This window comes from Baekduia sp., from assembly GCF_035685985.1.
GTDB lineage: Bacteria > Actinomycetota > Thermoleophilia > Solirubrobacterales > Solirubrobacteraceae > Baekduia.
The window spans coordinates 166,116-191,901 of record NZ_DASRZV010000029.1 but is presented as its reverse complement, the minus strand read 5'-3'; the positions used below and the strand labels follow the sequence as shown (position 1 = coordinate 191,901).

At 73.1% G+C, this 25,786-nt stretch carries 19 protein-coding genes; 1 reads left to right on the top strand and 18 read right to left on the bottom strand.

What is annotated here, in order from left to right; translation table 11 throughout:
* Nucleotides 1-43: 43 nt before the first annotated feature.
* The 6 genes from VFG42_RS20110 to VFG42_RS20085 all read right to left on the bottom strand — a co-directional run bounded on the left by VFG42_RS20110 (nt 44) and on the right by VFG42_RS20085 (nt 8,299).
* A complete protein-coding gene (locus VFG42_RS20110; RefSeq protein WP_324910578.1) occupies nt 44-1,207 on the bottom strand; it encodes an MFS transporter in 1,164 nt (387 codons plus the stop codon).
* Between the two features lie 24 nt (nt 1,208-1,231).
* The gene (locus VFG42_RS20105; RefSeq protein ID WP_324910577.1) at nt 1,232-2,071 is read right to left on the bottom strand and encodes an acetoacetate decarboxylase family protein; all 840 of its coding nucleotides are present in this window, start codon (nt 2,069-2,071) and stop codon (nt 1,232-1,234) included.
* Nucleotides 2,072-2,087: 16 nt separating this feature from the next.
* Nucleotides 2,088-3,518, bottom strand: a complete 1,431-nt coding sequence (locus VFG42_RS20100; protein WP_324910576.1) for an FAD-dependent oxidoreductase — start codon at nt 3,516-3,518, stop codon at nt 2,088-2,090.
* Nucleotides 3,511-5,007: an aldehyde dehydrogenase family protein gene (locus VFG42_RS20095; protein ID WP_324910575.1), complete on the bottom strand. Its 1,497-nt coding sequence runs from the start codon at nt 5,005-5,007 to the stop codon at nt 3,511-3,513. Before VFG42_RS20095 ends, VFG42_RS20100 begins: the two co-directional genes overlap by 8 nt.
* Before the next feature lie 66 nt (nt 5,008-5,073).
* Entirely contained in the window at nt 5,074-6,708 is a 1,635-nt protein-coding gene (locus VFG42_RS20090; RefSeq protein WP_324910574.1) for an NAD-dependent succinate-semialdehyde dehydrogenase, read from the bottom strand.
* Nucleotides 6,709-6,751: 43 nt separating this feature from the next.
* A complete protein-coding gene (locus tag VFG42_RS20085) occupies nt 6,752-8,299 on the bottom strand; it encodes a PucR family transcriptional regulator (protein WP_324910573.1) in 1,548 nt (515 codons plus the stop codon).
* Between the two features lie 185 nt (nt 8,300-8,484).
* Here VFG42_RS20085 and VFG42_RS20080 point away from each other — a divergent pair, with 185 nt between their 5' ends.
* Nucleotides 8,485-9,267, top strand: coding sequence for an acetoacetate decarboxylase family protein (locus VFG42_RS20080; protein ID WP_324910572.1), 783 nt, complete (start codon nt 8,485-8,487; stop codon nt 9,265-9,267).
* Here the strand turns inward: VFG42_RS20080 and VFG42_RS20075 are convergent.
* The 12 genes from VFG42_RS20075 to VFG42_RS20020 form a co-directional block, all read right to left on the bottom strand.
* The gene (locus VFG42_RS20075) at nt 9,255-10,112 is read right to left on the bottom strand and encodes an ABC transporter ATP-binding protein (protein WP_414642420.1); all 858 of its coding nucleotides are present in this window, start codon (nt 10,110-10,112) and stop codon (nt 9,255-9,257) included. The genes VFG42_RS20080 and VFG42_RS20075 overlap by 13 nt on opposite strands.
* Nucleotides 10,075-11,076 (bottom strand): ABC transporter ATP-binding protein, encoded by a 1,002-nt coding sequence (locus VFG42_RS20070; protein ID WP_324910570.1) that lies wholly within the window; start codon nt 11,074-11,076, stop codon nt 10,075-10,077. The genes VFG42_RS20075 and VFG42_RS20070 overlap by 38 nt, the downstream gene beginning before the upstream one ends.
* Complete coding sequence (locus VFG42_RS20065) at nt 11,073-11,954, bottom strand: ABC transporter permease (protein ID WP_324910569.1); 882 nt, start codon at nt 11,952-11,954, stop codon at nt 11,073-11,075. The genes VFG42_RS20070 and VFG42_RS20065 overlap by 4 nt, the downstream gene beginning before the upstream one ends.
* Nucleotides 11,951-12,901 (bottom strand): ABC transporter permease, encoded by a 951-nt coding sequence (locus VFG42_RS20060; protein WP_324910568.1) that lies wholly within the window; start codon nt 12,899-12,901, stop codon nt 11,951-11,953. Before VFG42_RS20060 ends, VFG42_RS20065 begins: the two co-directional genes overlap by 4 nt.
* A 7-nt stretch (nt 12,902-12,908) precedes the next feature.
* Entirely contained in the window at nt 12,909-14,540 is a 1,632-nt protein-coding gene (locus VFG42_RS20055) for an ABC transporter substrate-binding protein (RefSeq protein ID WP_324910631.1), read from the bottom strand.
* Nucleotides 14,541-14,773: 233 nt separating this feature from the next.
* Nucleotides 14,774-16,564: a hydantoinase B/oxoprolinase family protein gene (locus VFG42_RS20050; protein WP_324910567.1), complete on the bottom strand. Its 1,791-nt coding sequence runs from the start codon at nt 16,562-16,564 to the stop codon at nt 14,774-14,776.
* Nucleotides 16,565-16,582: 18 nt separating this feature from the next.
* Entirely contained in the window at nt 16,583-18,667 is a 2,085-nt protein-coding gene (locus tag VFG42_RS20045) for a hydantoinase/oxoprolinase family protein (protein ID WP_324910566.1), read from the bottom strand.
* 110 nt (nt 18,668-18,777) lie between these two features.
* A complete protein-coding gene (locus VFG42_RS20040; protein WP_324910565.1) occupies nt 18,778-20,280 on the bottom strand; it encodes a PucR family transcriptional regulator in 1,503 nt (500 codons plus the stop codon).
* Between the two features lie 240 nt (nt 20,281-20,520).
* Nucleotides 20,521-22,005 (bottom strand): PucR family transcriptional regulator, encoded by a 1,485-nt coding sequence (locus VFG42_RS20035; protein ID WP_324910564.1) that lies wholly within the window; start codon nt 22,003-22,005, stop codon nt 20,521-20,523.
* Between the two features lie 41 nt (nt 22,006-22,046).
* The gene (locus tag VFG42_RS20030; RefSeq protein ID WP_324910563.1) at nt 22,047-22,994 is read right to left on the bottom strand and encodes an ABC transporter permease; all 948 of its coding nucleotides are present in this window, start codon (nt 22,992-22,994) and stop codon (nt 22,047-22,049) included.
* Nucleotides 22,991-24,553 carry a sugar ABC transporter ATP-binding protein gene (locus VFG42_RS20025; RefSeq protein ID WP_324910562.1) on the bottom strand — a complete coding sequence of 521 codons (1,563 nt, stop codon included), beginning with the start codon at nt 24,551-24,553 and terminating at the stop codon, nt 22,991-22,993. The genes VFG42_RS20030 and VFG42_RS20025 overlap by 4 nt, the downstream gene beginning before the upstream one ends.
* Nucleotides 24,538-25,695, bottom strand: a complete 1,158-nt coding sequence (locus tag VFG42_RS20020; RefSeq protein ID WP_324910561.1) for a sugar ABC transporter substrate-binding protein — start codon at nt 25,693-25,695, stop codon at nt 24,538-24,540. The genes VFG42_RS20025 and VFG42_RS20020 overlap by 16 nt, the downstream gene beginning before the upstream one ends.
* Nucleotides 25,696-25,786: the final 91 nt, after the last annotated feature.

The following is a 25,786-nucleotide window of genomic DNA, read 5'->3' as shown; positions in this document are numbered from 1 at the left end:
GCCACCGCAGCATACGTCCGGAGCGTGGGCGCTCGGCCCAGGTTCAGACCTTCGTACGAAGCGCCACCGCCGTCAACAGCGCGAGCGCACCAACGGCCAAGTACATGAGGTCGGGCCGGCCGCCGCTCGCGAGCCATCCGGCGGCCAGCGCACCGAGCCCCTCTCCGCCCGCCCAGGCGAGGTTCCCCGCGCCGAACAGCCCCGCGGGCGCGATCCCGCGGAGCTCGGCCACCCCTCCGATCAGCGCGTACCCCGGGGTGAGCAGCGCGATGGCCAGCGGCAGCACCACGATGAGCAGCGCGACGGTGAGCGTCAGCGTCGCGGCGAGGCTGAGGAGCACCAGGAGCGACGCCATCAGGATGAGCGTCAGGCGAATCGGCGGACCCGCTCCGCGCGCATCGACGAGGCGACCGACCGCCGGCCCGATCGCGACCTCGCCGATCGCCGCCAGCACGAACACCATGCCGATCCCCGCCGGGCCGGCGCCCAGTCCGTCCAGCGTGAGCGGCGCGGCCACCGCCATGCCGCCGACCATCAGGCCGGCGAGCAGCACGACCCACCCGCCGGTCGCACCGGCGCCGGCCGCCAGGGCGCGGACGGTCGGCCCAAGGCGCAGGTCACCGCTCCGAGGCGGCGCCGGGAGCCGCCGCATCACGACCGCCAGCGCCACGGCGCCGACGGCGATCGCGCAGAACACGGGGCCGCGTCCCCCGCTTGCCGCGAGCGCGCCGAGCATCGGGCCGCAGAGGCTTCCGGCGACCGCCGCCGACATCGCGGCGCCGAGCAGCGCGCCCTGTCGCTCGCGAGGACCGACCGCGACGAGCCACGCGAAGCCCGCCGCCCAGGTCACGGCGGCCGCGACGCCCTGCAGTCCGCGCGTCGCGTCGAGGACCGTCGCGGAGGTCCCGAGCCCGAACGCGGCGCTCGCGATCGCGAAGAGGATCAGGCTCAGCACCATCGCCGGACGACAGCCGATCCGGGCGGCGAGCCACCCGGCGGGAAGCGCCGCCGCCAGCAGGCCGAGCGCGTACGTCGCGACCAGCAGGCCGGCCGCCGACGCCGTCAGCCCGAACTGGCGCTCGAGGGTCGGCAGCAGCGGCGTGACGGCCGAGTAGAACGTCGCGTCCAGCGCGAGCACCGCGGCGATCGCGACGAGCAGCCGGCGCGGAGCCGTGACAGGACCCTCCGGCCGCTCCTCGACGATCATCGCGCGGGACGCTCGCGCCCGCGCTCAGGCGACCGCGGCGTCGGCGCTGCCGATCACGCGGCCGTCCGTGGCCCGCACGTCGGGCCAGTCGTCGTAGAGCCGCCCCGCGAGGTACGGCGTGTAGTCGTTGCCGTCGCCGTCGAGGTCGACGACGTCGCGGATGATGTAGGAGGTCTCGCCGCCGAGGTGAGCGCCGTCCACCTGCTCGCCCAGCGGCACGGTCCCGACGCCCGGATCGAACGGCGAGCCGGTCAGCCCGACGTGCGCCACGGTGAGCGCCTGCAACCGCTTCGTCAGCGTGCGGTTCTCGAACACGACGAGCTGGACGTTCGACAGGCCCTTGAGGTTCGGGCCGAAGTGCCCCCGGAGCTCGAAGTAGATCTCGGTCTCCTCCTCGGGCCCGACGTGCTGCGGCTCGCCGAGCGCCGCCTGCAGCTCGATCAACCGGTGGTCCTTGCGCTCGACGACGGCGAAGAGCTGCTCACCGTCCTCGAAGAGGTCGATCGAGCCCTCCTTCTTGGGCATGCCCCAGAGCTCGCGCCCGGTGACGATGTTGACCTCCTCGGACTCGATCACCGTCAGGTAGTACACGCCCTCCTCGTCGCCGTAGCGGGCCCCGACCGCGATGGACGCGGCGCGGTCGCGGCCGGCGCGGTTGGGCACGCCGCCGATCCACTCCATGAACGCCATGACCGCGACGGTCACCGTCGGCTGCGCCGACGGCTCCAGGCACGGGGGCAGCACGCTCCGGACGAACGCCTCCGTCGTGGCGAAGGTCACGTAGGAGTACGTGTGGTGCGTCCTGATGTCGTCGTAGTACGAGCGGTAGCGCTCGACCTGCTCGGGGGTCCAGACATAGCTCATCGCAGGCTCCTCGCCTCTAGTTGATGGTGTCGGGCTCGTCATGGCCGACCTTGAAGAAGCCGGACGGCGCCAGGGCGGCCAGCCGGAGCGTGGCCCGATCGACGGGACGGCCCGAGTCGTCGCGCTCTTCCTTGCGGCGCACGGCCTCCCGCACCAGCCGTCCGCCCAGGTAGCGGATCGGCTCCGGGGGAAACCGCCCGGGCACCCCGGACGCCAGCCCGCTGCCGCTCCAGCGGTCGGTGCGCTCCAGCGCGCAGGACGCGGCCACCCGCGCCATGAGCGGCGCCGCCGCGACCCCGTTGCCGGAGAACCCCGCCACGTGGAAGATGGGCGCCCCACGCGGGTCGCGGCGCACGAACGGGAGCCCGTCCGTGCTGCGATCCACGGCGCCGCCCCAGTAGTGCGTGATGCGCGCGTCGCGCGCGGCGGGCACGAGCCGATGCAGAGCCGCGATCGTCGCCGCGGCGCGACCGCGGTCGGCGTTCCAGCCCGGGCCGAAGCGCCCGCGGAAGGCGAGGGCGCCACCGCCCCGCCCGAAGACGATCCGGCCGTCGGCCGTCGTGCGGTAGTAGTCGACCATGAGCCGGCTGTTGGACACCGACTCGTCCCCCGTCCAGCCGATCCGCTCCAGCAGCTCCGGCACGGGCTCGGTCGCCACGACGTCGCTGGAGATCGGCACGAGGGCGGATCGCAGCCCCAGGTCCTGCGAGGCCCAGGCGTTGGTCGCCAGCACGACGGACTCCGCGCGCACCGCCCCCCGGTCGGTGACGACCGCCAGCGGACGGCGGCGCAGCTCGCGCATCGCGGTGTGCTCGTAGATCCGGATGCCGCGGTCGATCGCGACCCGTCGCAGGCCCCGCGCCAGCAGCGCCGGCTGGACGGTGGCGGCGGCCGGCTCGAACACGCCGCCGAGGTGCGCGTCGGAGCCCAGGCGCGCGCGGACCTCCTCGACGCCCAACCGCACGAAGGGCTCGTCGCCTTCGGCGCTCGCGAGCCGCAGCGCGCCGGCCCACGCCCCGCGCTGGGCGCCGGCCGTGGCCGTCCACAGCCAGCCTCCCTGCCGGTAGTGGGCGTCGATGCCCTCCTGCCGGCAGAAACGCCCGACATGCGCGATCTCCTGCTCGGAGCACCGCGCCACCTCATAGGCCTCCCACCGGCCGAGACGCTTGATCAGCGTCTCGATCTTGGGCCACCACGTGAGCGCCATGCCACCGTTGCGACCGGACGCGGCGCCGCCGCAGATGTCGGCCTCCACCAGCACGATGCGCGTATCCGGCCGCAGCTCGTTGATGCGCAACGCGGTCCACAGCCCGGCGTAGCCGCCACCGACGATGCAGACGTCGGCGGACACCTGCTCGTCGAGCGGCGCGGTCTCAGGACCCGGGTCGACGGCGAGCGCCTCTTCGACCCACCAGGGCCTGGGAGCGATCGACGCGAGGTCAGGCATCGACGTCCGGCCGCTCGTACGGGAACCACCACTCCGGCGACGGCGCCGCCTCGAAGTCCATGTGGACGTGCTTGGGCTCGCAGAAGGCCGTGATGCCCTCGGAGCCCAGCTCCCGGCCGAGGCCGCTCATCTTCTGCCCGCCGAACGGCGCGGCGTCGTTGTCCTTGAGCGGATCGTTGATCCAGACGGTTCCCGCCCGCAGCTCGGTCGCGGCACGCATGGCGGTCCGCAACGACGTGGTGTAGATGTTGGCGCCCAGCCCGAACGGGGAGGCGTTGGCGAGCTCGATGGCCTGGTCGACGGAGTCGACCGGCGTGACGGTCGCCAGCGGTCCGAAGACCTCACCTTCTGGAGCCTGCCCGGCCGGGTCACCGACCTCCACGATGGTCAGCTCGTGGAAGTACCCGCGATCCAGCCCGGTGGGAACCCCGCCCCCGGCCAGCACCGTGGCGCCGCGGTCATGCAGTCGATCGAGCGTCCGGGCGATGCGATCGCGCGCCGGCCCGGAGATCATGGAGCCGACGTCGACGTCGGCCAGCGGGTCGCCGACGCGGATCCGCGCGGTCGTGTCGAGCAGCCGCGACATGAACTCGTCGTAGAGCGGGCGCTCGACGTAGAACCGCTCGGCGGACGTGCACACCTGGCCGGCGTTGAGGAACGCCGCGAACGCCGCGCCCGGCACCGCGGTCTCCAGCGGCGCGTCGCCGGCCACGATGAACGGGTCGGACCCGCCGAGCTCGAGCAGCAGCTTCTTGATGCGCGGCGCGGCCGCGGCCATGATGCGCGCCCCGGTGGCGACCGACCCGGTGAACGCGATCATGTCGGTGCCCGGATGATCGACGAGCCTGGCGGCGCCGGCCCCGGTCGCCGTCACCACGTTGAAGGTCCCCGGCGGCAGGCAGTCCAGCACCCGCGCCATCTGGAGCGTCGCCAGCGGCGTCAGCTCCGAGGGCTTGACGATGCACGCGTTGCCCGTGGCGAGCGCCGCCGCCGCCTGCCAGGCCAGGAGCGCCAGCGGATAGTTGAAGGGCATGATCAGCACCGCGACGCCGACCGGGTCGTGCACCACGAAGTTCATCTGCCCCGGCTTGGTCGGGCCGACGACCCGGCCACCCGACGCCCGCGCCGTCTCCGCCAGGTGCCGGAACGCCGTCACGCACCACTCGACCTCGTCGACGGACTCCTTCAGCGTCTTGCCCGACTCCAGCGTGAGCGTCCGGCCGAGCGCCGACCGCGCGTCGTGCAACCGGCCGGCGCACTCGTGCAGCAGCTCCGCGCGCGACAGCGGGTCGACCTTGGCCCAGGCCCGCTGCGCCTGCCGCGCCGCCGCGACCGCGCGATCGATGTCCCCCGGCGTCGCGTCCGGCACGTCGGCGAGGTGCTCCTCGGTGGCCGGGTTCTCCACCGCGATGGGCACGCCGTCGCTGGACACGAGCTCTCCGCCGATGAACAGGTCGGTGTCCAGGTCAGGAACAGGGGGTGCGGTCATGGGCACCAGCCTGCTGGCCGGCGACGGCCGCGGCCATCGGTCGATGGGACGGCCCTCGCCCAGCGTTCATACCAAGGAACGACCGGCGCCCCCCATGGCCATGTACTTGAGATCGAGCCACTCGTCGAGGCCGTGGCGCGAGCCCTCGCGCCCGATCCCGGACTCCTTGACGCCGCCGAACGGGGCGACCTCCGTCGAGACCACGCCGGTGTTGACGCCCACCATCCCCACCTCGAGCGCCTCGCCCGCGCGCCAGACCCGGCCGGCGTCGCGCGTGTAGACGTAGGCCACGAGCCCGAACGGCGTGCCGTTGGCGAGCGCGATCGCCTGGTCCTCGTCGTCGAAGCGGGTGATCGCCGCCAGCGGCCCGAACGTCTCCTCGGACGCGACGCGCATCCCCGGGGTCACGCCGGTGACGATCGCCGGCGAGAACCACGGCCCGTCGTGGTCGCCGCCGGCGACGAGCGTCGCGCCGCGGTCCAGCGCGTCGGCCAGGTGCCCGGCGACCTTCTCGCCGGCTCGCGCGTCGATGAGCGGACCGAGATCCGTGCCGTCGTCGAGGCCGTCGCCGACGCGGAGCCGCGCGACCGCCGTGGCGAAGCGATCCACGAGCTCGTCATGGACGGCCGCGTGGACGAGGATGCGGTTGGCGGCCACGCACGTCTGCCCCGCGTTGCGGAGCTTGGCGACGAGCAGGCCGTCGACCGCGGCGTCCAGGTCGGCGTCGTCGAACACGATGAACGGGGCGTTGCCGCCGAGCTCCAGCGAGACGCGCTTGACGCCCCCGGCACACCCGGTCGCGAGCGCCTTGCCGACCGGGGTCGAGCCGGTGAAGCTCAGCTTCCGCACCGCGCGGTTCGAGGTGAGCTCCCGGCCGACCGCGGGCGCGCCGCCGCGATCGGTGGTGACGACGTGCAGCAGCCCCGGAGGCAGGCCCGCCTCCTCGGCGATGGCGGCCAGCGCCAGCGCCGTCAGCGGCGTCTGCTCCGCCGGCTTGATGACGATCGGGCACCCGGCGGCGAGCGCCGGCGCGACCTTGCGCGCGACCATCGCCGCCGGGAAGTTCCACGGGGTGATGCCGGCACCGACGCCGACCGGCTGCTTGACGACGATCAGCCGCCGGTCTCGCTCGGGCGCCGGGATGGTCTCGCCGTAGGCACGCTTGGCCTCCTCGCCGAACCACTCGAGGTAGGCGGCGGCGTAGGCGACCTCGGCGCGCGCCTCCGCGAGCGGCTTGCCCTGCTCGAGCACGATCAGCGTCGCCAGCGCTTCCGCGCGCTCCACCAGGCGATCCGCCCACGTGCGCAGCAGGCGGCCGCGCTGAGCCGCGGGCCGCTCGGCCCACCGACCGAATGCACCTGCGGCCGAGTCGATCGCCCGCCGCGTCTCCGCGGCGCCGAGCGCGGGAACGCGCCCGACGACCGCGCCCGTCGCAGGGTCGGACACCGCGAACGACGCACCGTCGTCAGCCTCGATCCAGCGGCCGCCGACGAAGGCGCGATCGCGCAGCAGCGGGCCCACGACGGCGGCTGCCCGGCCGCGCGCCGACGGGAACGTGCCGGGCGTGCGTTGCCACACCCCGCGGTGGACGCGGCCGTCGTCGTGCAGGGTCACGAGGGACTCGACCGGCTGTCCCTCCGTCGCCCCTGGCTTCGGCCCGATCTCGTCGAGCGCGGCATGTTCGATGTTGTTGTTGTACATGAGCTTGGCGATGGCGTACGCGGGGGCCGGCCGGCGCGGGCCGTCACAGCAGCAGCTCGCGGGTGCGCAGCGCGAGCCACAGCTGCGTGACGTCGTCGGTGCGGTCGAGCTTGAGGCCGGTGAGCTCCTCCACCTTGTGCATGCGGTAGACGAGGGTCTGCTTGTGCATGAACAGCTGGCGGGAGGCGTTCTGCCACGACCGGTTGCAGGCGAGGAAGACGCGCAGCGACTCCACCAGCCCGGCCCCCTTCTCCTCGTCGTGGGCGATGACCGCGCCGAGGATCCGGTCGACCACCTGCCGGGCCTCCCCCACGCTGGCGGGCAGGAACGCGGCGAGTCGCTGCTCGGCGTGGCGGACGACGCGCTCGCCGGTCGTCCGGGCCAGCCCGAGCGACCACAGGGCCTGCTGCACGGCCTGCACGATGCGGCCGGCGTCCGCGAACGGCTCGGAGATCCCGATGTGCCGGGGGTCGTCGACCATCGCGAGCATCCGCTCGGTCACCGCGGCGTCGGTCGTGATCACCAAGAGGGCGCGGTCGCCGCACAGCAGCGTCAGCGGCGCCGCCCCGAGCTCGCTGAGCGCCAGGTACAGGCGGCGCAGCTCCGGGTCGCGGTCGACGACGTCGACCGCGGCGACCAGCAGCTCTCCGACGAGCGCGCGCTGCTCGAGCTCGGTCATGACGAGGTCGCCCGCGCTCTCGCCCGCGACGATGTCCCGCAGCACCACCGCGCCACGGTCCTGCTCCCGCCTCCGCTCCACCGTCATGCGCTCCAGCTCGCCCGCCGCGACGGCCGCGAGGTGCCGGGCGATCACCGGCTCCGGCGCCCGCCCGTGCCGATGGCAGATCAGGAGCATCGCGTCCTGCTCGCGCGGCAGCCCGACGCCGTAGCCGCGCTCCTGACCGCACGTCACGCGGATGGCGTTGGCCGCGGACCGGCCGTCGCCGCGCATCGACGCCACGGCCTGGTCGATGAGCGGGCGCGCGACCGTGCCGGTGCCCATGAGCGGCTGCCCCGTCCGCCGGTCCAGCACGACCGCCCGGCAGCCTTGCGATGCGGCGACCTCGGCGAGCAGGTCGCCACCGGAGCGCCCGGCCGCGGCGGCGGCGCTCAGCGCCCCGTAGACGCGCTGAGTGCGGGCGAGGAGATCGCCGGACTGATCTCGCCCGGCCTCGGCGACCGCGCGGGCGATCATCGCGTAGGAGACCTCCCACGCGGTCTCCAGCAACGGGAAGGCGAGCCGGTCGGCCGTCGCTCGCAGCTCGTCGGTCAGCGGCGGCCCGTGATGGCCCTCGGCGATCGCCAGGCCCACCGCCCCGGCGTCGTCGAGGCGCGTCAGGTACTCCCGCTGCGCCCGCGCTCCCGCCGGGATGCCGAACCCGTTGCTGAGCACCAGCTCGCCCGGGGCCAGCCACTCCCACGGCTCCGGGACGTCATAGACGTGCGCCCAGGTGGCGACGCGATCGAGGCCGCGCGCCCCGGCGACGCAGCGCGTGCGGAGATGCGCCATCCCGAGCAGGTCCCCCACGACGATTCCAGGTCGGCGCGAGGCCAGGTCGATGACCTTGGCGTTGGCAACCGTGCGACCCATGCGACCTCCTCCGGTGCACTTGGTGACCGGACGACCGTAGCACATGACTTAACGTTCGTTCAAGCAGCGTTCGTACGCAACGACGATCGCCCGCGACCGGCGTTGTCGTATGAGTCGGTTGCTCCGGGACATGCCCGTCGTGACGATCGCCAGTCGATGCATCGAACCACGACACGAGGACACCGATGAGCTACCTCTGGACGCCGGAGCAGATCCGCGGCCACTACCCCACGCCGTACTCGCTGCCGTTTCGCCACATGACGGCGCTCGCCACCTTCGCCACGACCGAGGAGTTCTCCCGGAGCGTGCTGCCGCCGTGCCTCGAGCCGGCTCCCGACCCGACGCTGTCGGTCTCCGCCATGGCCTTCATGGACTGGCGCAACGGCGTCCCGAGCGTCGCCCAGCGCGACCGCGCCGCGATGGTCGGGATCAACGCGGTCCACGACGGCGAGGAGGGCCTGTACTGCCTCACGGTCATCGAGACCGAGGAGATCAACATCGAGAAGGGCCGTGAGCTCTGGGGGATGCCGAAGAAGCTCGGCGCGGTCGACCTCTTCGACGACGGCAAGGACCTGTACGCCTTCGTCGACCGCAAGCACCACCGGCTGGTCGAGCTGCGCGGCACGCTCGGCGCGGCCGAGCAGGTCGATCCGGCCGAGACGCACCATGCCGTGTACTTCGAGCTGCGGGGCTACCTCGCGCCGACGGGGATGTCGATGTCCAACCCCCAGCTCGTGATCACCGACATCGAGACGAACCTCCACCGCTCCCAGCCGCTGGTGGACGTCGACCTCACGCTGTTCGAGTCGCCGTTCGACCCCGGGGTGGCGACCATCCCGGTCGGCGCGTTCCGCGACGGCGTGAACGTCGCCGGCGTCGACAACTACAAGATCCGGGAAGTGGTCGAGCTCGAGGGCGACGGGCACGACTACGCGCCCTACGTCCTGGGCCGGTTCTACTCGGCCTGAGCCACCGCCGCGCCCGGGCGCCCGCCCGGGCGCGGCACCGACTCGCGCAGGCGGCGCGTGTAGGCGTCGACGGGACGGTCCAGGACGGCGGCCGTCCGGCCCTCCTCCACCACGACGCCGCCGCGCATCACGATGACGCGGTCGGCGACCTGGCGGACGACGGCCAGGTCGTGCGAGATGAAGATGTACGACATCCGCGTCGCCTGCCGGATGTCGGCCAGCAGGTTGAGCACCTGCGCCTGGACCGAGACGTCGAGGGCCGAGACCGACTCGTCGAGCACCAGCACCTTCGGCCGGGCGGCGAGCGCCTTCGCGATCGCCGCGCGCTGTCGCTGACCGCCCGACAGGTTCGCCGGTCGCGCCCGGCCGACCCGCTCGAACAGACCGACCTGATCCAGCAGCTCGGCGACCCGCGCCTGCCGCGCCGCGGGCGCGCCGCCCTCGTGCAGCCCGACGATCTCGTCGAGGCCGTCGGCGATCGTCTGCCGTGGGTCCAGCGACGAGTAGCTGTCCTGGAAGACCATCTGGACGATCCGCGCCCACTCCCGGCGCGCGCGCGTCGGCATCCGCCGCCCGTGCTCGCGGCGGCGGCCTTCGAACTCGATCTCGCCGGCGGTCGGGCGCTCGAGCCCGACGAGCATCCGGGCCACCGTCGTCTTGCCCGAGCCGGACTCCCCGACCACGGCCAGCGACTCGCCGCGTGCCAACGCGAACGAGACGTCGTCGACCGCGACGACGTCGGCTTGGCCGGCGGGTCCACCGAAGACCTTGCGCAGCGACGTCGCGCGCACCACCGGAGCGGCTGGATCAGTCAACGGTGGCCTCGATCCGCGAGTGGAGGTCATGCTGGATCTCCTCGGCGCGGCGGCACGCCACCTCGCCCTGGTTGACGGCACGGAGGGACTGCGGCTCGACGCGACAGGCGTCCTGCGCATGGCGACACCGGTCGCTGAAGCCACAGCCGCCCTCGACCTCCCACGCGCCGATCGACCGGCCCGACAGCATGGGCAGGCGCTCGGCCGTGGCGGAGACGCTCGGCCGCGACGCGATCAGGCCGGACGTGTAGGGGTGACGCGGCTCGTGGTGCAGCGACCGGGAGCGCTGGACCTCGACCAGCTCGCCGGCGTACATCACGGCGGTCCGGTCGCAGATCGCCGCGGCCAGGTCGAGGTCGTGCGTGATGAAGAGCATCGCCAGCCCGCGCTCGCGGCGGAGCCGGTCGAGGATCGCCGCGATCTCGGCCTGCGTGGTGACGTCCAGCGCGGTCGTCGGCTCGTCGGCGAGCAGCAGCCGGGGCGACGTCGCCAGCGCCGACGCGATCATCACGCGCTGCAGCATGCCGCCGGAGAGCTGATGCGGATAGCGGCGCAGGACGCGCCCCGGATCGGCGATCAGCACCTCGGCCAGCAGCCCTTCGGCACGCCGGAGCGCCTCGGCGTTGCCCGCGCCCGCGTACCGCAGGCCCTCGGTCAGGAAGTCGCCGACGGTCCGCACCGGGTTCACGTGCGCCCGCGGGTCCTGGAAGACCATCGCGACGTCCTCGCGACGGAGCTCGCGCAGACGCTGGGCGCTCATGTCCTGCACCGCGTCGCCGAACGCCGCGATCGTCCCGCCGACGACGGCGCCGGCCGGAAGCAACCGCATCGCCGATCGCGCCGTCATCGACTTCCCTGAGCCGGACTCGCCCACCAGGCCGACCGCCTCGCCCGCGTCGATGCGCAACGAGACGTCGCGGACCACGCGCCGGAGGCCCTCACGGGTCGGGAGGTCGACGGTCAGCCGCCGGAGCTCGAGCGCCGGCGCGGTCATCGCGTCAGCTCCGGGTCACGGGCGCCGACGCGATCGCCCAGGAGCATCGCCGCGACCACGACCACCACGACCAGGCCGCCGGCCCACAGCGACTCCGCCGGCCGGCCCTGGATCACGCCCTGCTGCCCGCTGGCGACCATCGCGCCCCAGTCGGCGGTCGGCGCCTGGACGCCGACCCCGAGGTAGGACAGGGCGGCGAGGTCGACCATCGCATAGCCGAAGGACACGGTCATCTGCGCCACGATCAGCGGCATCACGTTGGGCAGGAGATGCCGGCGGGCGATGACCCAGCCCGACAGGCCCTGCAGCTCACCGGCCTGGATGTAGGCCATGTGCCGCTGGCGGATCGCCTCCGAGCGCGTGATCCGCGCGACGTACGGCACGTAGGCGATCGCCAGCGCGATGACCGCGGCGGTGAGCCCCGGCCCGAACATCGCCGCGACGACGAGCGCCAGGAGCACGGCGGGGAACGCGAACACGATGTCCAGCACGCGCGAGATCACGGAGTCGAACGGTCCGCCGAGCCAGGCGCTGACGAGCGCGATCGCCGCACCGACGACGGTCGCGATCAGGACGAGCGCCATCGGGCCCAGCAGCGCGGTCCGGCTGCCCCAGATCAACCGCGACAGGAGGTCGCGTCCGGAGCCGTCGGCGCCGAGCAGGTGATCGCCGGACGGGCCGGCGTAGGCCTGGGACAGGTCGACGGCCGCCGGGTCGTGCGGCGCCAGCACCGGCGCGAGCAGCGCGACCGACATGAGCAGGACGATCACGCCGGCGGCACAGGTCGCCGGCGTGCCGATCTCACGGCGCCACGCGGCGACCCGACCGGCCCGGCGGGCCGTCGCGACCGTGGCGGGCGCGTCCGCGGTGACGCTCATCCGCGGGCCCCGCGACCGAGGGAGAGCCGTGGATCGAGGACCGAGTACAGGAGGTCGACCACCGTGTTGAGCACGACGAAGGCCACGACCATCAGCAGCGTGACGGCCTGGACCACGGCGAAGTCCTTCTGCTGCACCGACTGGACCAGCAACGATCCGATCCCGTCGATCCCGAACGCGGTCTCCACGACCACCGTCCCGGCGATCAGCGACGCCACCGTCAGGCCGGCGACGGTCGTGATCGGGATCATCGCGTTGCGCACGACGTGGCGGCGGATCACCAGCCGTTCCGGGAGCCCCCGGGCGCGGGCCGTCTCGACGTGCTCGCGCTGGTTCTCCTCGCGCACCGCGGCGCGCGTCACACGGGCGACGTAGGCGCCGCCGGCCAGGGCGAGCGCCACGGCGGGCAAGGTCAGGTGGTAGAGCTGGTCGGCCAGGCCGCTGCCGCCGCCGAAGACCGGGAACAGCGGGAGCTCGACGGCGAAGAGCCAGATGAGGACGATCGCCGCGACGAAGGCGGGCGTCGCCAGGCCCAAGCTGGTGACGAAGGTGACCGAGCGATCCACCCACCCGCCGCGCAGCCCCGAGAGCATCCCGAGCGCGACCCCGACAATCATGATGAGGATCGCTGAGTAGATCACCAGGATCACCGACGCTCCGAGGCGCGGCTCGACCACCGACCAGACGTCCGTGCGGCGCACGATCGACTGGCCGAAGTCCCCGTGGACGGCGCCGCGGGACCAATCCCACCAGCGCACGAGGAACGGGTCGTCGAGGTGGTACTGCTGGTTGAGCTGCGCGAGCCGCTCGGGCGAGACGCTGCGGCCGCCCACGATGAACGAGATCGGGCTGCCGGGCGCCAGGAACAGCGCCGCGAAGATGGCCATGCTCGCCACCGCGACGGTGGCGACCATCGACGCGAGGCGGATGAGGACGAAGCGCGCCATCGGCACGTCACTGACCCGAGGCGCCGACTCCGGCGGCCCACGCGCTGTGCATGAAGGCGTAGGTGGGCACCGCGCCGGTGATCCCCTTCTTCATGTACAGGTTGGTCGCCGGGATCACGAGCGGGATGAACGGCAGGTCCGCCATGATCTTCTCCTCGGCCTCCACGGACAGCCGTGCGCGTTCGACGGGCTCGTAGGTCTCCCACGCGCGGCGGAGCAGCTTCGACGCCGAGGCGTTCGAGTAGCGCGGGTAGTTGTAGACGGACTGGATCTCGGGCAGGAAGGTCAGGTAGAACGCCATCGGGTCCGGGCTGTCCACCGAGAACGGCCCGAAGATGGCGTCGAGGCCCTTGCGCGCCTTCGGATCGAAGTAGATGTTCGCGTACGCCTCGGGCGCGATGCCGTGCAGCTTGACGTCCAGGCCGATGCGCTTGGCGGCGTCGGCGACCGCGAGCATCAGCTGCTCCTCGAACCCGCCCGTCGGGAACCCGATGGTGATCGACCGACCCGACGCGCCGGCCTTCTCGACGAGGGCCTTGGCGCCGTCGAGATCGACCTTCGGCTCCCCGGCCTGCCGCCACGCCCCGTCCTCATAGAGCTTCCTGATCTGCGCGTTCGGGCCCCAGGAGAACGGCGTCACGAACGTCCGGGCCGGCTGGGCCGTGCCGGCGTAGACCGTCTTGGCGATCGCCTGGCGGTCGATCGCCATCGACAGGGCCTTGCGGACGTCGACGTCGCGCAGCACGCTCTTGGACTCGGTCGGCAGCAGGAAGTGCACGTAGGTGTTCTCGCCGAGCGTCAGCGTGCCCGGCGAGCGCTGCAGGCGGCTCAGCCCGGACGCGGGCGGGTCGTACATGCCATCGACCGTCCCGGTGACGAGCGCGTTCGTCGCCGCGGACGGGTCGCTGAGGAAGCGGAACGTGATCGAGCGGTTCTTCGCGCGCGCGCTCGCGTTCCAGTAGGCGTCGTTGCGGACCAGGCGGATCGACGAGCCGGGCTGCCAGCCGTCGAGCTTGTAGGGCCCGGTGCACATCAGGCCGCCCTTGGCGGTTCCGAGGCGGTCGCCCGCCTTCTGGGCGTAGTCCTTCTCCACCACGGCCGCGCCGAGGACGCCCATGACCTGCCACAGCAGCGAGTCGGGCTCGGTGAGCTTGATCGTGACCTGCATCGGGCCGGTCTTCTCGATGCTCTTGACGCGCCGGAAGTAGTCCGCGTAGTAGGACCCCTGGTCCGCTTCGATGTTCCGCCGGAGGCTGTAGACGACGTCGTCGGCGGTGAGCGGATGGCCGTCCCAGAACTTGACGCCCGAGCGCAGGTCGTACACGAACGTCGTCGGGTCGGGGCGCGACGGCGTCGCGAGCCCCGGGCTCGTCGTGAGATCCGGGTTGACGTGGATCAGCGCCTCGCACAGGTTCGCCCCGACCGCGCTCTCCGACTCCGCGTAGGCGTGGATCGGGTCGATCGACTGGGGCTCGTAGTTCAGGGCCCAGGTGACGTCGCCGGCGTCGGCGACCGCCGCGGCGGTGGTCGTCGTCAGGTGACCCGTGTCGGGAGCCGCCGCGCCCTTGGTCGAGCCGCAGGCCGTGACGGCCGCGCTGCTTGCGAGGGCCACGAGCATCCACGCGGCCGACTTCTTCATCTTCAAGGCGGTGACTCCGCTGATCGAGGGTTCTGCCGGAGCGCCGTCGGCATCGTCGAATGCCTGAACGAACGTTCCTTCACGACACGAGAGCGATTGTTGCCCGACGCCGGGGACGGCGCCACTGTGTCGCCTGTGCAAAGCCGAAGCGATGGTTCGTGCGCTCGTATGAACCATCGGGCGGGCCGGGGCCGGAGGAGGAGCGACCCCGGCCCGCCGGTGCTGCGTCCGGGCTACCGGCGACCCGCCTCGGCGCGCCGTGCGCCGGTCGCAGCCTCGTCGACGACGCCGTCCGAGGCCACGACCACGCCGTAGGTCTCACGCGCGCGGTCGGCGGTGACCCAGCCCTCGCGCACGTCCTGCGCCACCGCCTCGGGATCGCGCTCGAGCGGGGACCCGTAGCCGCCGCCACCCGGCGACAGCGAGACGACGCGCTGGTCGGCCTCGACCCACAGGCGGTTGAAGGCCGCCGTGTGAGCCAGCTCGCCGTCGGCCTCGCGGATCCACTGGTCGCCCAGATGGCCGTCCTGGCCGCCGCGCACGCCGCGCGCCGGGTTCACCGTGCCGTCGGAGATCCACATCGCCTCGACGCGCGTGTTGTTCGGGCTCCACTCGACGAGGTTGCCGGGCGCTCCGCGGTGCCGGCCGGCCCCTTCGGTGTCCGGCGCGATCTCGTCGACCCAGATCCGGAGCGGCAGCAGCAGCTCGGTGGCCTCGGTGCTGTTGCGACGGATCGCGCCGTTGTTGCCGGCGTGCACGGCGGTCAGCCAGGCGTCGGCCTCCGGCGCGCCGGCACCGCCGGTCATGCCCATGATCAACATGTCCACGAACGGCGCGTCGCCCTTGCGCGGGTCCTTGCCCGAGACGACCGGCGCGGCGGGCGGCATGACGCCGCCGATCTCCGCGAGCCCCGTGTTGTCGCCCAGCTCGGCGAACGCCATCTGCACGGCGTTGGTCGCGCGGTCGGCGATGTTGGTCGTGGCGCCCGAGCAGGAGAACGGGTGCGCCGGCTTGCCCACCACGCACCCGTCCCGCAGGAGGATGTCGAGGCGCCGGGCGCTGCCCGCGTTCGGGGGCACCGACGCGTCGATGCTCATGAACGTGCCCACCATCGCGGTGGTCCGCGCCGTCGCCTCGGTCAGGTTCATCCCGAACGGCAGGCAGTCCGGGTTGTCCCGCAGGTCGACGGTGATCTTCGGATCGTCGTGGGCGACGGTCACCGTCGCCTTGACGCGCACCTCGGGGAACTCGCCGAACGGGTCGTGCGCGGTCTCGGCCGTGGCCGTGCCCCGCGGGATCGCGCGGATGGCCTCGACCATCCGGTGCTCGGAGTAGTCGAACCATTCGCCGACGTACTGCCCGAGCGCCTCCCAGCCGACCTCCTCCGCGAGCTGCATCACCTCGCGCTCGGCGATGCGGGCGGCGCCGACCATGCCGTTGAAGTCGCCGCGCCAGAAGTCCGGCACGCGGATCCGGACCTCGCACATCCTGATGATGTCGTCGATGTCGCGGTAGTCGCGCTGGACCTGCACGCCCGGGAAGATCAGCGCGCCCTCCTCGTAGACGTCGCGGACCGTCGGGACGATCGTGCTCGGCTGGGAGTTGCCGATGTCGGCGAGGTGGGCCTTGACGATCGCCGAGAACCGGTGGTTGCCCTCGTCGTCGATGATCGGCACCAGCAGGCAGTGGTCCCCGGCGTGCGAGTTGCCGTGGTAGGGCGAGTTGTGGAGGAACGCGTCGCCGCGGCGCATCTCCGGATGCCACTCGGCGATGTGCCGGCTGATGAGGTCCGGGCCGGACATCACGTGGATCGGCAGGCTCTCGGCCGCGACGAGCAGCTCGTGCTCGGCGGTGACGATGCAACACGAGAAGTCCTTCGCGTTGCTGATCACGCCGGACCGCGCGGTGCGGAACAGCGTGTTGGTCATCTTCCGGACGATGCCCTGGAACCGGTTGGTCAGGATCGCCAGTCGGACGCCGTCGACGGTGGGCGGCGCGGTCGTGGTGCTCTCGGTGGTGCTCATGTCGGTCAGCTCCGCGGGTCAGCGCCCGGCGCTGACGTCGATGGACAGGCCGCCGCCCTCGGTGCGGGTGGCGGTGGCGCCGGGGTTCACGACGACCGTCGTCACCGGCGACTCGACGATCACCGGACCGTCGATCACCTCGCCGACTCCGAGCGCGGCGACGTGGACGACCGGGACCTGGGTCCGGCCGGTGTCGGGGAAGTGCACCTCGCGCGTCCCGCGCAGGCGCTCGGCCTCGGCGATCGTCACCTGTGGCGGCGCGTCGCGGAGACGGCAGTTGACCCGCACGCGCAGGCGGTTGATGGTGACCGGCGTCTCAGGCTCGGCGATGGCGAACACGTCGCGGTGCAGGTGGTGGAAGCTCTCCACCAGCCGGGCGAGCCCGTCCTCGTCCTCGACGCGATCGTCCGGGAGCCGCAGCTCCAGGTCCCAGACCTGGTTCTCGTAGCGCGCCTCGGCGTAGTACTCGTAGCGCACCGCGATCGCGTCGGCCCCGGGGCCGGAGGCGAACTCCGCGCCGCGCGCCTCGAGCGTGGCGAGCGCCGCGTTGAGCCCGTCGAAGTCGAACCCCTTGGAGCTCGTCATGAACGTGCCGGAGAAGTCCGCGGAGAGGTCGGACATCAGGGCCCCGGCCGCGCTCAGCGCCGCCCCGGTCTCGGGCACGAGCAGCGTCTTGCAGCCCAGGCGGCGCGCGATGCCCACCGAGTTGAGCCCCGCGGCCCCGCCTCCGCCGACCAGCAGCGCCCCGCGAGGGTCGACGCCCTGGTCGATCGTGATGTCCTCGATGATCCCGACCATGTTCTCGGTCGAGACGCGGACGACGGCCTCGGCCGCCTCGTCGACGGAGATCCCGAGCTTGCTCGCGACCTCCCGGTCGATCGCCTCGCGGGCCGCCTCGACGTCGAGCTTGATCCGGCCCCCGGCGAAGTACTCGGGGTCGATGTAGCCGAGCACCACGCAGGCGTCGGTGAGCGTCGGCATCGTGCCGCCGCGGCGGTAGCAGACCGGCCCCGGGTCGGACCCCGCGCTCGCGGGGCCCACGTGCAGCAGCCCGCCGGAGTCGACCGACGCGATGCTTCCGCCGCCGGCCCCGATGCTCTTGACGTCGACCGACGGGAAGCCGGTCATGTGGCCGAACCACTCCTCGCCGAGCCAGGTCTCCGAGCTGCGCGGGATCTGGCCCTTGCGGATCAGGCTGACGTCGTAGCTCGTGCCGCCCGTGTCGGCCACGATCGCGCTGCTGCGCCCGCAGTCGCGCTGCGCGTAGTAGCGGCCGGCGATCGGCGCCATCGACGGCCCGGAGTTCAGGCAGTGGATGGGAGCCTCGGCGATGTCGGCGGCGTCGAGCGCGCCGCCGCTGGAGGCGATGACCAGCAGGCGGCCGGAGAAGCCGGCGGCCTGCAGACGGGAGCTGAGGCTGCCCATGTGCTCGGCCATCAGCGGCTTCAGCGACGCGTCGATGGCCGTCGAGGAGGTGCGCCGGTACTCGCGGATGATCGGGTTGAGCTTCGACGACAGCGTGTAGGGCACGCCCGGGAGGTGCTCCTCGATCAGCTCGCCGATCCGCCGCTCGTGCGCGTCGTTGACGAACGACCACAGCAGCGAGACGGCGATCGCCTCGACGCCCTCCTCGCGCAGGGTCCCGAGGACGTCGATCACCGCCGCCTCGTCGAGGTCGAGCACGACCTCGCCCTCGGAGCCGATGCGCTCCGGCACGCCGAAGGTCAGCGCGCGAGGGATGTAGGGCTTCGGGTACGGGCGCGTCGTGTCGAACGGCTCGATCCGCCCGCCCTCGCGCAGCAGCAGGATGTCGCGATGGCCCTCGCTGACCAGGAGGGCGGTCTTCGCCGTGCGCCCGGTCAGGATCGCGTTGATCGCGTGGGTCGTGCCGTAGATGAACAACTTCGACTCACCGAGCAGCTGGTCCGTGGTGACGCCACGCTCCTGCGCCGCGTGGGCGACGACGTCGAGGACTCCCTGGACCGGATCCGCGGGGACCGTCGGGCTCTTGTAGACCTCGAGAACGCCCTCGGCGTCCTCGACGACGAGATCGGTGAACGTGCCGCCGGTATCGACGGCCAGGCGCACGGCAGGTGCAGGCACAGCAGATCCTTTCCTCACGAGGCCGCCGTCGTCGACGACCTGCCGGTGAACCTAGGGCGTGCCACAGGGCGCCGACAATGCGTCGAAGCCGCAGCGCTCGATCGACGTCGTCAGTCGATCGTACGACGGCTTCGCACCATGTCCCGCGTGCGCAGGGCGAGCCACAGCTGCGCCACGTCCTCGGTGCTGTCCAGCCGCAATCCGGTCAGCTGCTCGACGCGCTTCATGCGATGCACGAGCGTCTGCTTGTGCACGAACAGGCGCGTGGCCGCGCGCTGCCACGACCGGTTCTCCTCCAAGAACGTCCGCAGCGAGTGCAGGAGGTCCATGGGGCGGCCGTCGGCGTCGTGCGCCTCGAGCGGGCCGAGCAGCTGCTCCACCACGAACCCGGCGTCCTCGACGCTCCGGGGCAGGAACGCCGTGACCACCTGGTCCTCGTGGTGGACCACGCGCGCTCCCGAGGCGCGCGCGACGCTGAGCGCCCAGCGCGCCTGATGGACCAGCTCGCCCAGGCGCAGGGCGGAGTCCGCGGGGTCGGAGACCCCGAGCCGGGCGCGCGCGGGGAGCGCGTCGAGCAGGGCGTCCAGCGAGCGCGACGTCGCGGGCAGGAGCACCAGCGCGCCATCGCCATCGGCGGTCGCCAGCATCGGGACCCCGGCCTCGGCGAGGGTCCAGTGCGTCGCGGCCAGCAGCGCCCCGTCGACCGGCGGGTCGATCGCGGCCACCTGCAGGTGGTCCCGGAGCCCCAGCTCGGCGAGCTCGGGGCCGGCCAGCTCCGGAGGCAAGCGCTGCGCGAGCACGCGCTCCAGGAGGTCCGCCCCGCGCTCCTGCTCGCGGCGGCGGCTGACGAGGGATTGAGCGAGCTCGCCCGAGGCGACCGTCGTCAGATGCCGCAGGACGATCGGGCCGGGGTCGCGCCGGCCGGTGTGCTCCACCAGGAGCATCGCCTCTCGGTCGTGCGGCAGCGGCAGGAGGATGCCGCGCTGCCCGCCGGCCGTGAAGCGCGGGTGTGCCGGGAGCCCCTGCGGTCCCGGCCGCCCCAGCGCCCGCTGCGCGCGCTGGTGGATCCGCGGCGACACGGGCCGCCGCGGATCCTGGAGGACGATCCGGCCCTTGGCCCGGTCCAGGACCGCGGCGACGCAGTTCTGCGAGGCGGCGACCTCGGCGATGAGCCGTCCGCCCGCGAGGCCCGCGAGCGTCGCGGCGCGCAGCGCGCTGTACACCCGCTCGACGGCGGCCAGGGCGACCACGGCCTCGTCCCGGCCGGCGTCGGACACGGTGCGGGCCAGCGCCGCCCAGGGGACCTCCCAAGCGGTCTCCAGCAAGGGGAAGGCCAGCCGGTCCGCCGTCGCCAGCATCTGGGTCGTCAGTCGCGGGCCCAGGTGGTGCTCGCCGACCGACAGCGCCGCCGCGCCCCCTTCGGCGAGCCGCGCGAGGTACTCCCCCTGCGCTCGCGCCCCCGCGACCAGCGTCGGCCCCGAGGTGAGCACGAGCTCGTCGTGCTCCATCCAGATCCACGGCTCGGTGTGGTCGACCACCCGGGCCCACGAGATCTCGCGATCCAGCCCGGCCTCGCCGGCGAGCACGCGCGTCCCGAGGTGGGGGATCGCCACCAGCTCCCGCACCGTCAGGCGACGGCGGTTCCGCGTGCCGGGCCCCCGCTCGGCCGAAGGTCCGCTCCGGCGGCTCGTGGTGGCCGGCGTGGCGGTGCGCCCCCTCCGTCCTCGCATGCTTCGCCTCCCGTTCGGTTGCCAGTCGCGACCGTACGTTCGCGCCGGGACGACCGGAATTGGGCGAAGGTCCCAGCCGCGTGAGCCATCCCTCGTTCGATCGTCTGACGCGATCGGCGGCGCTCACCCGAGCAGGTCGCGCGTTCGCAGCGCGAGCCAGAGCTGGGAGACGTCCTCGGTGCGGTCGAGGTGCAGCCCGGTCAGCTCCTCGACGCGGCGCATGCGATAGACCAGCGTCTGCTTGTGCACCCGCAGCCGGGCCGCCGCCCGCTGCCACGACCGGTTCTCCTCCAGGAACGCGCGCAGGGAGGAGACCAGCTCGACGCCCTTGCCGTCGTACTCGGCCAGCGGCCCGAGGATCCGCTCGGTCACGGAGCGCGCGTCCTCGCGCGCCTGCGGCAGGAACGCGGCGAGCCGATGGTCGGCGTGACGGACGACGCGCCGCCCGGTCACCCGGGCGAGGCTCAGCGTCCATCGCGCCTGTCGCGCGGCGTGCGCCAGCTCGCCGCAGTCCGCGAACGGCTCCGAGACGCCGGCGTGCTGCTCCTCGTCGAGCATGCCCAGCAGCAGGCCGACCGGCTCGGCACCGGAGGGCAGGACGACGCTGGCCTGCGCGCGGCCGAGCGCGGTGAGCGCCGGCACGCCGGCCTCCGCGAGCAGGAAGTAGAGATCGCGGAGGTCCGGGTCGGTGGCGGCGCGGTCGATGGTGACCAGGCACAGCGGACCGTCGAGCCCTCGCTCGGCGACCTCCGCGGCGACCACGGCGGGCGGCACCGACGCGGTCAGCGCGCGCGTGAGCACCTCGGCGCCGCGGTCCTGCTCGCGGCGGCGGCAGGAGACGCTCCGCTCGTGCTCTGCCATCACGACGGTGGCCAGGTGGCGCAGCACGACCGGATCGGGCTCGTCGCCTCCGCTGTGCGCCACCACCAGGATCGCGTCCCGGGGCAGCGCCAGCGGGACGACCACGCCGCGATCGCCTCCGGCGACGACGTCGGTCGGCGCCGGCCGGCGGCGGCGCTCCCCCCGTGACGAGGCGGCGACCGCGGCGATCAACGGCGCCGGCACCCGCCGGTCAGGATCGCTCATCAGGATCCGTCCGCTGTCCCGGTCCAGCACGGCGGCGGTGCAGTGCTGGGAGGCCGCGACCTCCGCGATGAGCCGGCCCCCGGACCGGTCGGCCAGCGTCGCGGCGTGGAGGGCGCTGTAGATCCGCTCGGTGCTCGCCAGCGCGATCGCCGCCCGGTGTCCCACGTCCGCGACGGCACGCGCCAGCGCGCCGTAGGAGACCTCCCACGCCGTCTCGAGCAGCGGGAACCCCAGGCGGTCCGCCGCGGCCAGCATCTCGCCGGTCACGGGCGGACCGAGGTGGTGCTCGGAGATCGTCAGCCCGGTGGCCCCGGCCTCGTCCAAGCGCTCGACGAACGCGCGCTGGGCCCGCGCCTGCGCGGGGATGCCCAGCCCGCTCGCCATCACCAGCTCGCCTTCGCCGAGCCATTCCCACGGCGCCGGGCCGTCGTACACGTGCGCCCAGCTGATCGTCCGGCCGGTTCCCGCCTCGCCCGCCAGCACGCGCGTCCTGAGATGCGGCGTGGCCACCAGCTCCCGCACGGTCATGCTCCGGCGCCGCCCCGGGCCCGGTGCCCGTGGCATCACGTCCCCGGTCGTCGGAGCCACGCGTCGAGCATGACGGCGCCGATGATGATCGCGCCCTGCACGATCTGCTGGTAGGTGTTGTCGAGCCCGAGCAGCGTGAACCCGTTGCCGATCAGGGCGAGGATGAGCAGGCCGACCATCGTCCGCCAGACGGCGCCGCGGCCGCCGGCGATGCTCGTGCCACCGATGACCACCGCGGCGATGGCCGTCAGCTCGAGGCCCGTGGCCGCGTCGGGCTGGGCGGTGCCGCCGCGCGACGCGAGGATCATGCCCGCGACCCCCGCCGCGACGCCCGAGATCACGAACGCCGAGGCGCGGACGAGGTTGACCCGCACGCCGGAGAGGCGCGCGGCCTCGGCGTTGCCACCGACCGCTCGGACGTAGCGGCCGAAGGTCGTCGAGGACAGCGCGAACCAGGTCAGCGCGAAGAACGCCGCGAGGATCCACACGGTGTAGGGGACGCCCAGGAGCCGCCCCAGCCCGAGCTTGGTGAAGCTCGGGTCGCTGACGGTGATGAGCGCGCCTCCCGTGGCGGTGAGCGCGACGCCGCGCAGCACGATGCTGGAGGCGAGCGTCCCGATGAACGAGTTGACGCGTCCCGCGGTCACCAGGACGCCGTTGAGCACCCCCAGCGCCGCGCCCACGCCGACGCCCGCGAGGATCCCGAGCTCGGTGCTCCCGGAGGCGGCGACCTTGGTGCCGGCGATCCCCGCGACCGCCGCGACGGCCCCGGCGGACAGGTCGAAGCCGCCCGCGACGATCACCAAGGTCGCCGCGCAGCCGACGATCCCGACCGGCGCCCACTGATCAAGGATGTTGATCAGATTGTCCTTCGTGAGGAACGCGTCGGCGGAGACGCTCAACCCGATGAAGAGCACGAGGAACGTGCCCAGGACGCCGTAGTCGCGCAGGCGCGCGCTCGGCACGCCCTGTGTGTTCATCATGCCGCTTCCTCCCGCAGGCTGCTCGCGCCGAGGCCGGCGCGCGTGATCGGATCTTCCGCGATGTCATCGCCGGTGAGCTCGGCCACGATCCGCCCGCGACGCATCACGAGCACCCGGTCGGCCAGGCTGAGGACCTCCTCGATCTCCGACGAGATGACGACGACGCCGGCGCCGGCGTGGGCGGCGCCGCGCAGCAGCTCGTAGATCGACTCCTTCGCCCCGACGTCGACACCGCGAGTCGGCTCGTCGACGACGAGCACCGAGGGCTCGGCCACCAGCCACTTGGCGAACAGCACCTTCTGCTGGTTGCCGCCCGACAGCAGGGACACCGGCCTGGTCAGCAGCCCACGGTCGAGACCCACGCGGTCGGCGACCTCCAGCGCCCTTCTCCGCTCGGCACGCTTGCGCAGGATCCCGTGGGCGCTGACGCGCGCCAGCGTGGCGCCCGAGATGTTCTCCAGGACGCTGTCGGTCATCACCAGCCCTTGGTCCTTGCGGCTCTCGGGCACCAACGCCAGGCCACGGCGGAGCGACGCGGGCGGCGAGCGCCGGTCGAAGCGCTCGCCGTGGAGCCACACGGTTCCCGCGTCCGCGGGCGCCGATCCGAAGATCGCGTGCGCGACCTCGCTGCGGCCGGCTCCGACGAGGCCCGTGATCGCCAGGATCTCGCCGGGGCGCACCGCGAACGAGACGTCCGCGAAGCGGCCGCCGCGCGCGAGCCCCTCCACCGCGAGGCACGGAGCGCCGGACGGCGGGTCGGTCCGGTGGTCGGCGGCGCGCTCCAAGAGCACCGCTCGGCCGACCATCATCTCGGCCAGGCGGTCGACGTCCAGGTCGGCGGCCGGGAGCGTGCCGACGAGCCCGCCGTCGCGCAGGACCGTCACCGTGTCGGCGACGGCGAGCACCTCGCTGAGGAAGTGCGACACGTACACGACGGTGGTCCCGCGGTCGCGCAGTCGCGCGATCGCCCGGCGCAGGTGCAGCGCCTCGTCCCCCGACAGGCGCGCCGTGGGCTCGTCCATCACGATCAGGCGCGCGTCGCGCGCGATCGCCCTGAGGATCTCGACCTTCTGCTGGTCGGCGACGTTCAGGCCGCCCACCCGCGCGTCCGCGGAGAGCCCGTGGAACTCGCAGAGCTCCAGGAGCTCCGCGAAGCGCTGCCGCATCGGCGCCTGCTGGACGACGGAGGCCCGGTGGCGCTCGATGCCGAGGAACACGTTCTCCAGGACCGTGGCGTCGCCGACGAGCGCGAGCTCCTGGGCGATGACGGCGATCCCCGCGCTCAGCGCCTGACGCGGCGCGGCGAAGCGCACCGGCTCGCCGGAGACGCGCAGCTCCCCGCCGTCGAGCTGGAGGACGCCGCCGACGATCTTGCCGAGCGTCGACTTGCCGGCGCCGTTCTCGCCGACGAGGGCGTGCACGCTGCCGACGGCGATGTCCACGCTCACGTCGCGCAGGGCCCGCACGCCGCCGAAGTGCTTGTGCGCCCCGCGGAGCGAGACGAGGGGCGGGGCCGTGCCGGCCCCGCCCACGTCGCGCATCGTCAGCCGTTCTTCCATTGTCCGGAGAAGTCAGGTGTCTTCGCCAACGAGACCTTCGTCCCCACGATCTCGAGCCCGGACTTCTGGATCGTGTCGATGCTCGTGTCGTCGATCGTCTGCCCGCGCGCCGCCCTCAGCGCCAGGTCGCCGGCGTAGAGGCCGTTGTCGTACGGAAGCTGAAGCGCGGTCATGAACCAGCGCCCGTCCCGGACCGCCGCGACGCCCTCCTGCGAGCCCGCGTCGCCGTTCAACTTGATCTTGCCCAGCTTGCCGCCCTGCTTGATCGCGGTCTCCGCGCCCGCCGCCATCGCGTCCGAGGTCGTCATGACCACGTCGACGGCGGGGTGCGCCGTCAGGATGTTCTGCATGGCGGTCCGCGCCGGGTCGACCAGGTAGCCGCCCTCCTCGCGCGCGACGATCTTCCCGCCGGGGATCTTCGCGACGCCGGCCTGGAGCGACTTGTAGATGTTGGCCTCCACGGGGAGCTTGAACCCACCGGAGATCTGCGCGATCTCGCAGGGATCGATGCCCTTGCACGCCTGGAGCACGCCCTCGACGACGGCGTCGGTGATGGACTGCGGTGGCGTCATCGCGACGCCCACGACGCCCGGCACCTGCGGCTCGACCGTGTCGAACCTCGGGCCCAGCGGGAAGTCGCCGGTCACGACGACGGGGACCTTCTTCGCCTTGGCCTGCGCGGCGATCGGGATCAGGTTCGTGTTGGCGACCGGGACGACGACGAACGCGTCGTAGCGGCCGCTGGTGAGCGCGTCCTGCATCTGGCTCTGCTGCTTGGCGGGGTCGAAGCCGCCGTCGAACACCTTGACCGTCGCGTTGCGCGCCTTGGCGACCTCCTGCAGCGCGGCGGTGGTCTTCGCCCAGAACGGATTGGCGGCCGCGGCGACGAAGTACGCGATGCGGACCTTCTTGCCGTTGTCAGCCTTCGCGAACGCCTGCTCACGCGCGGGCGGCGTGCCGGTCGCCCACGTGCTGTCGGCCTTCCGCAGGGCGGTGGTGTCGCCCTGCGGCGCCGCGCCCGACGACGCGCCGCCGGAGGCGGTGCTCGTCGCGTCACTGCTGCCACACGCCGAGATGCCCGCGGCCAAGAAGGCGCACGCGAGCACGGCGACGCCGACGTCCGTCAGACGTCTTGCTGTCATCTCTCTCTCCTCCAGATGTGCGACCGGGGCGCACGACGCGTCCCGCCGTCGGCCGCCGCGCCCAATGCCAGCGGGAGGGCGACGGCCTGAA

What these genes read in the sequence shown, in the direction of transcription:
- VFG42_RS20055 (WP_324910631.1), bottom strand. Translation starts at nt 14,540, where the DNA reads ATGAAGAAGTCGGCCGCGTGGATGCTCGTGGCCCTCGCAAGCAGCGCG.
- VFG42_RS20110 (WP_324910578.1), bottom strand. Translation starts at nt 1,207, where the DNA reads ATGATCGTCGAGGAGCGGCCGGAGGGTCCTGTCACGGCTCCGCGCCGG.
- VFG42_RS20080 (WP_324910572.1), top strand. Translation starts at nt 8,485, where the DNA reads ATGAGCTACCTCTGGACGCCGGAGCAGATCCGCGGCCACTACCCCACG.
- VFG42_RS20065 (WP_324910569.1), bottom strand. Translation starts at nt 11,954, where the DNA reads ATGAGCGTCACCGCGGACGCGCCCGCCACGGTCGCGACGGCCCGCCGG.
- VFG42_RS20100 (WP_324910576.1), bottom strand. Translation starts at nt 3,518, where the DNA reads ATGCCTGACCTCGCGTCGATCGCTCCCAGGCCCTGGTGGGTCGAAGAG.
- VFG42_RS20105 (WP_324910577.1), bottom strand. Translation starts at nt 2,071, where the DNA reads ATGAGCTATGTCTGGACCCCCGAGCAGGTCGAGCGCTACCGCTCGTAC.
- VFG42_RS20075 (WP_414642420.1), bottom strand. Translation starts at nt 10,112, where the DNA reads ATGACCTCCACTCGCGGATCGAGGCCACCGTTGACTGATCCAGCCGCT.
- VFG42_RS20030 (WP_324910563.1), bottom strand. Translation starts at nt 22,994, where the DNA reads ATGATGAACACACAGGGCGTGCCGAGCGCGCGCCTGCGCGACTACGGC.
- VFG42_RS20095 (WP_324910575.1), bottom strand. Translation starts at nt 5,007, where the DNA reads ATGACCGCACCCCCTGTTCCTGACCTGGACACCGACCTGTTCATCGGC.
- VFG42_RS20085 (WP_324910573.1), bottom strand. Translation starts at nt 8,299, where the DNA reads ATGGGTCGCACGGTTGCCAACGCCAAGGTCATCGACCTGGCCTCGCGC.
- VFG42_RS20050 (WP_324910567.1), bottom strand. Translation starts at nt 16,564, where the DNA reads ATGAGCACCACCGAGAGCACCACGACCGCGCCGCCCACCGTCGACGGC.
- VFG42_RS20070 (WP_324910570.1), bottom strand. Translation starts at nt 11,076, where the DNA reads ATGACCGCGCCGGCGCTCGAGCTCCGGCGGCTGACCGTCGACCTCCCG.
- VFG42_RS20090 (WP_324910574.1), bottom strand. Translation starts at nt 6,708, where the DNA reads ATGTACAACAACAACATCGAACATGCCGCGCTCGACGAGATCGGGCCG.
- VFG42_RS20025 (WP_324910562.1), bottom strand. Translation starts at nt 24,553, where the DNA reads ATGGAAGAACGGCTGACGATGCGCGACGTGGGCGGGGCCGGCACGGCC.
- VFG42_RS20020 (WP_324910561.1), bottom strand. Translation starts at nt 25,695, where the DNA reads ATGACAGCAAGACGTCTGACGGACGTCGGCGTCGCCGTGCTCGCGTGC.
- VFG42_RS20060 (WP_324910568.1), bottom strand. Translation starts at nt 12,901, where the DNA reads ATGGCGCGCTTCGTCCTCATCCGCCTCGCGTCGATGGTCGCCACCGTC.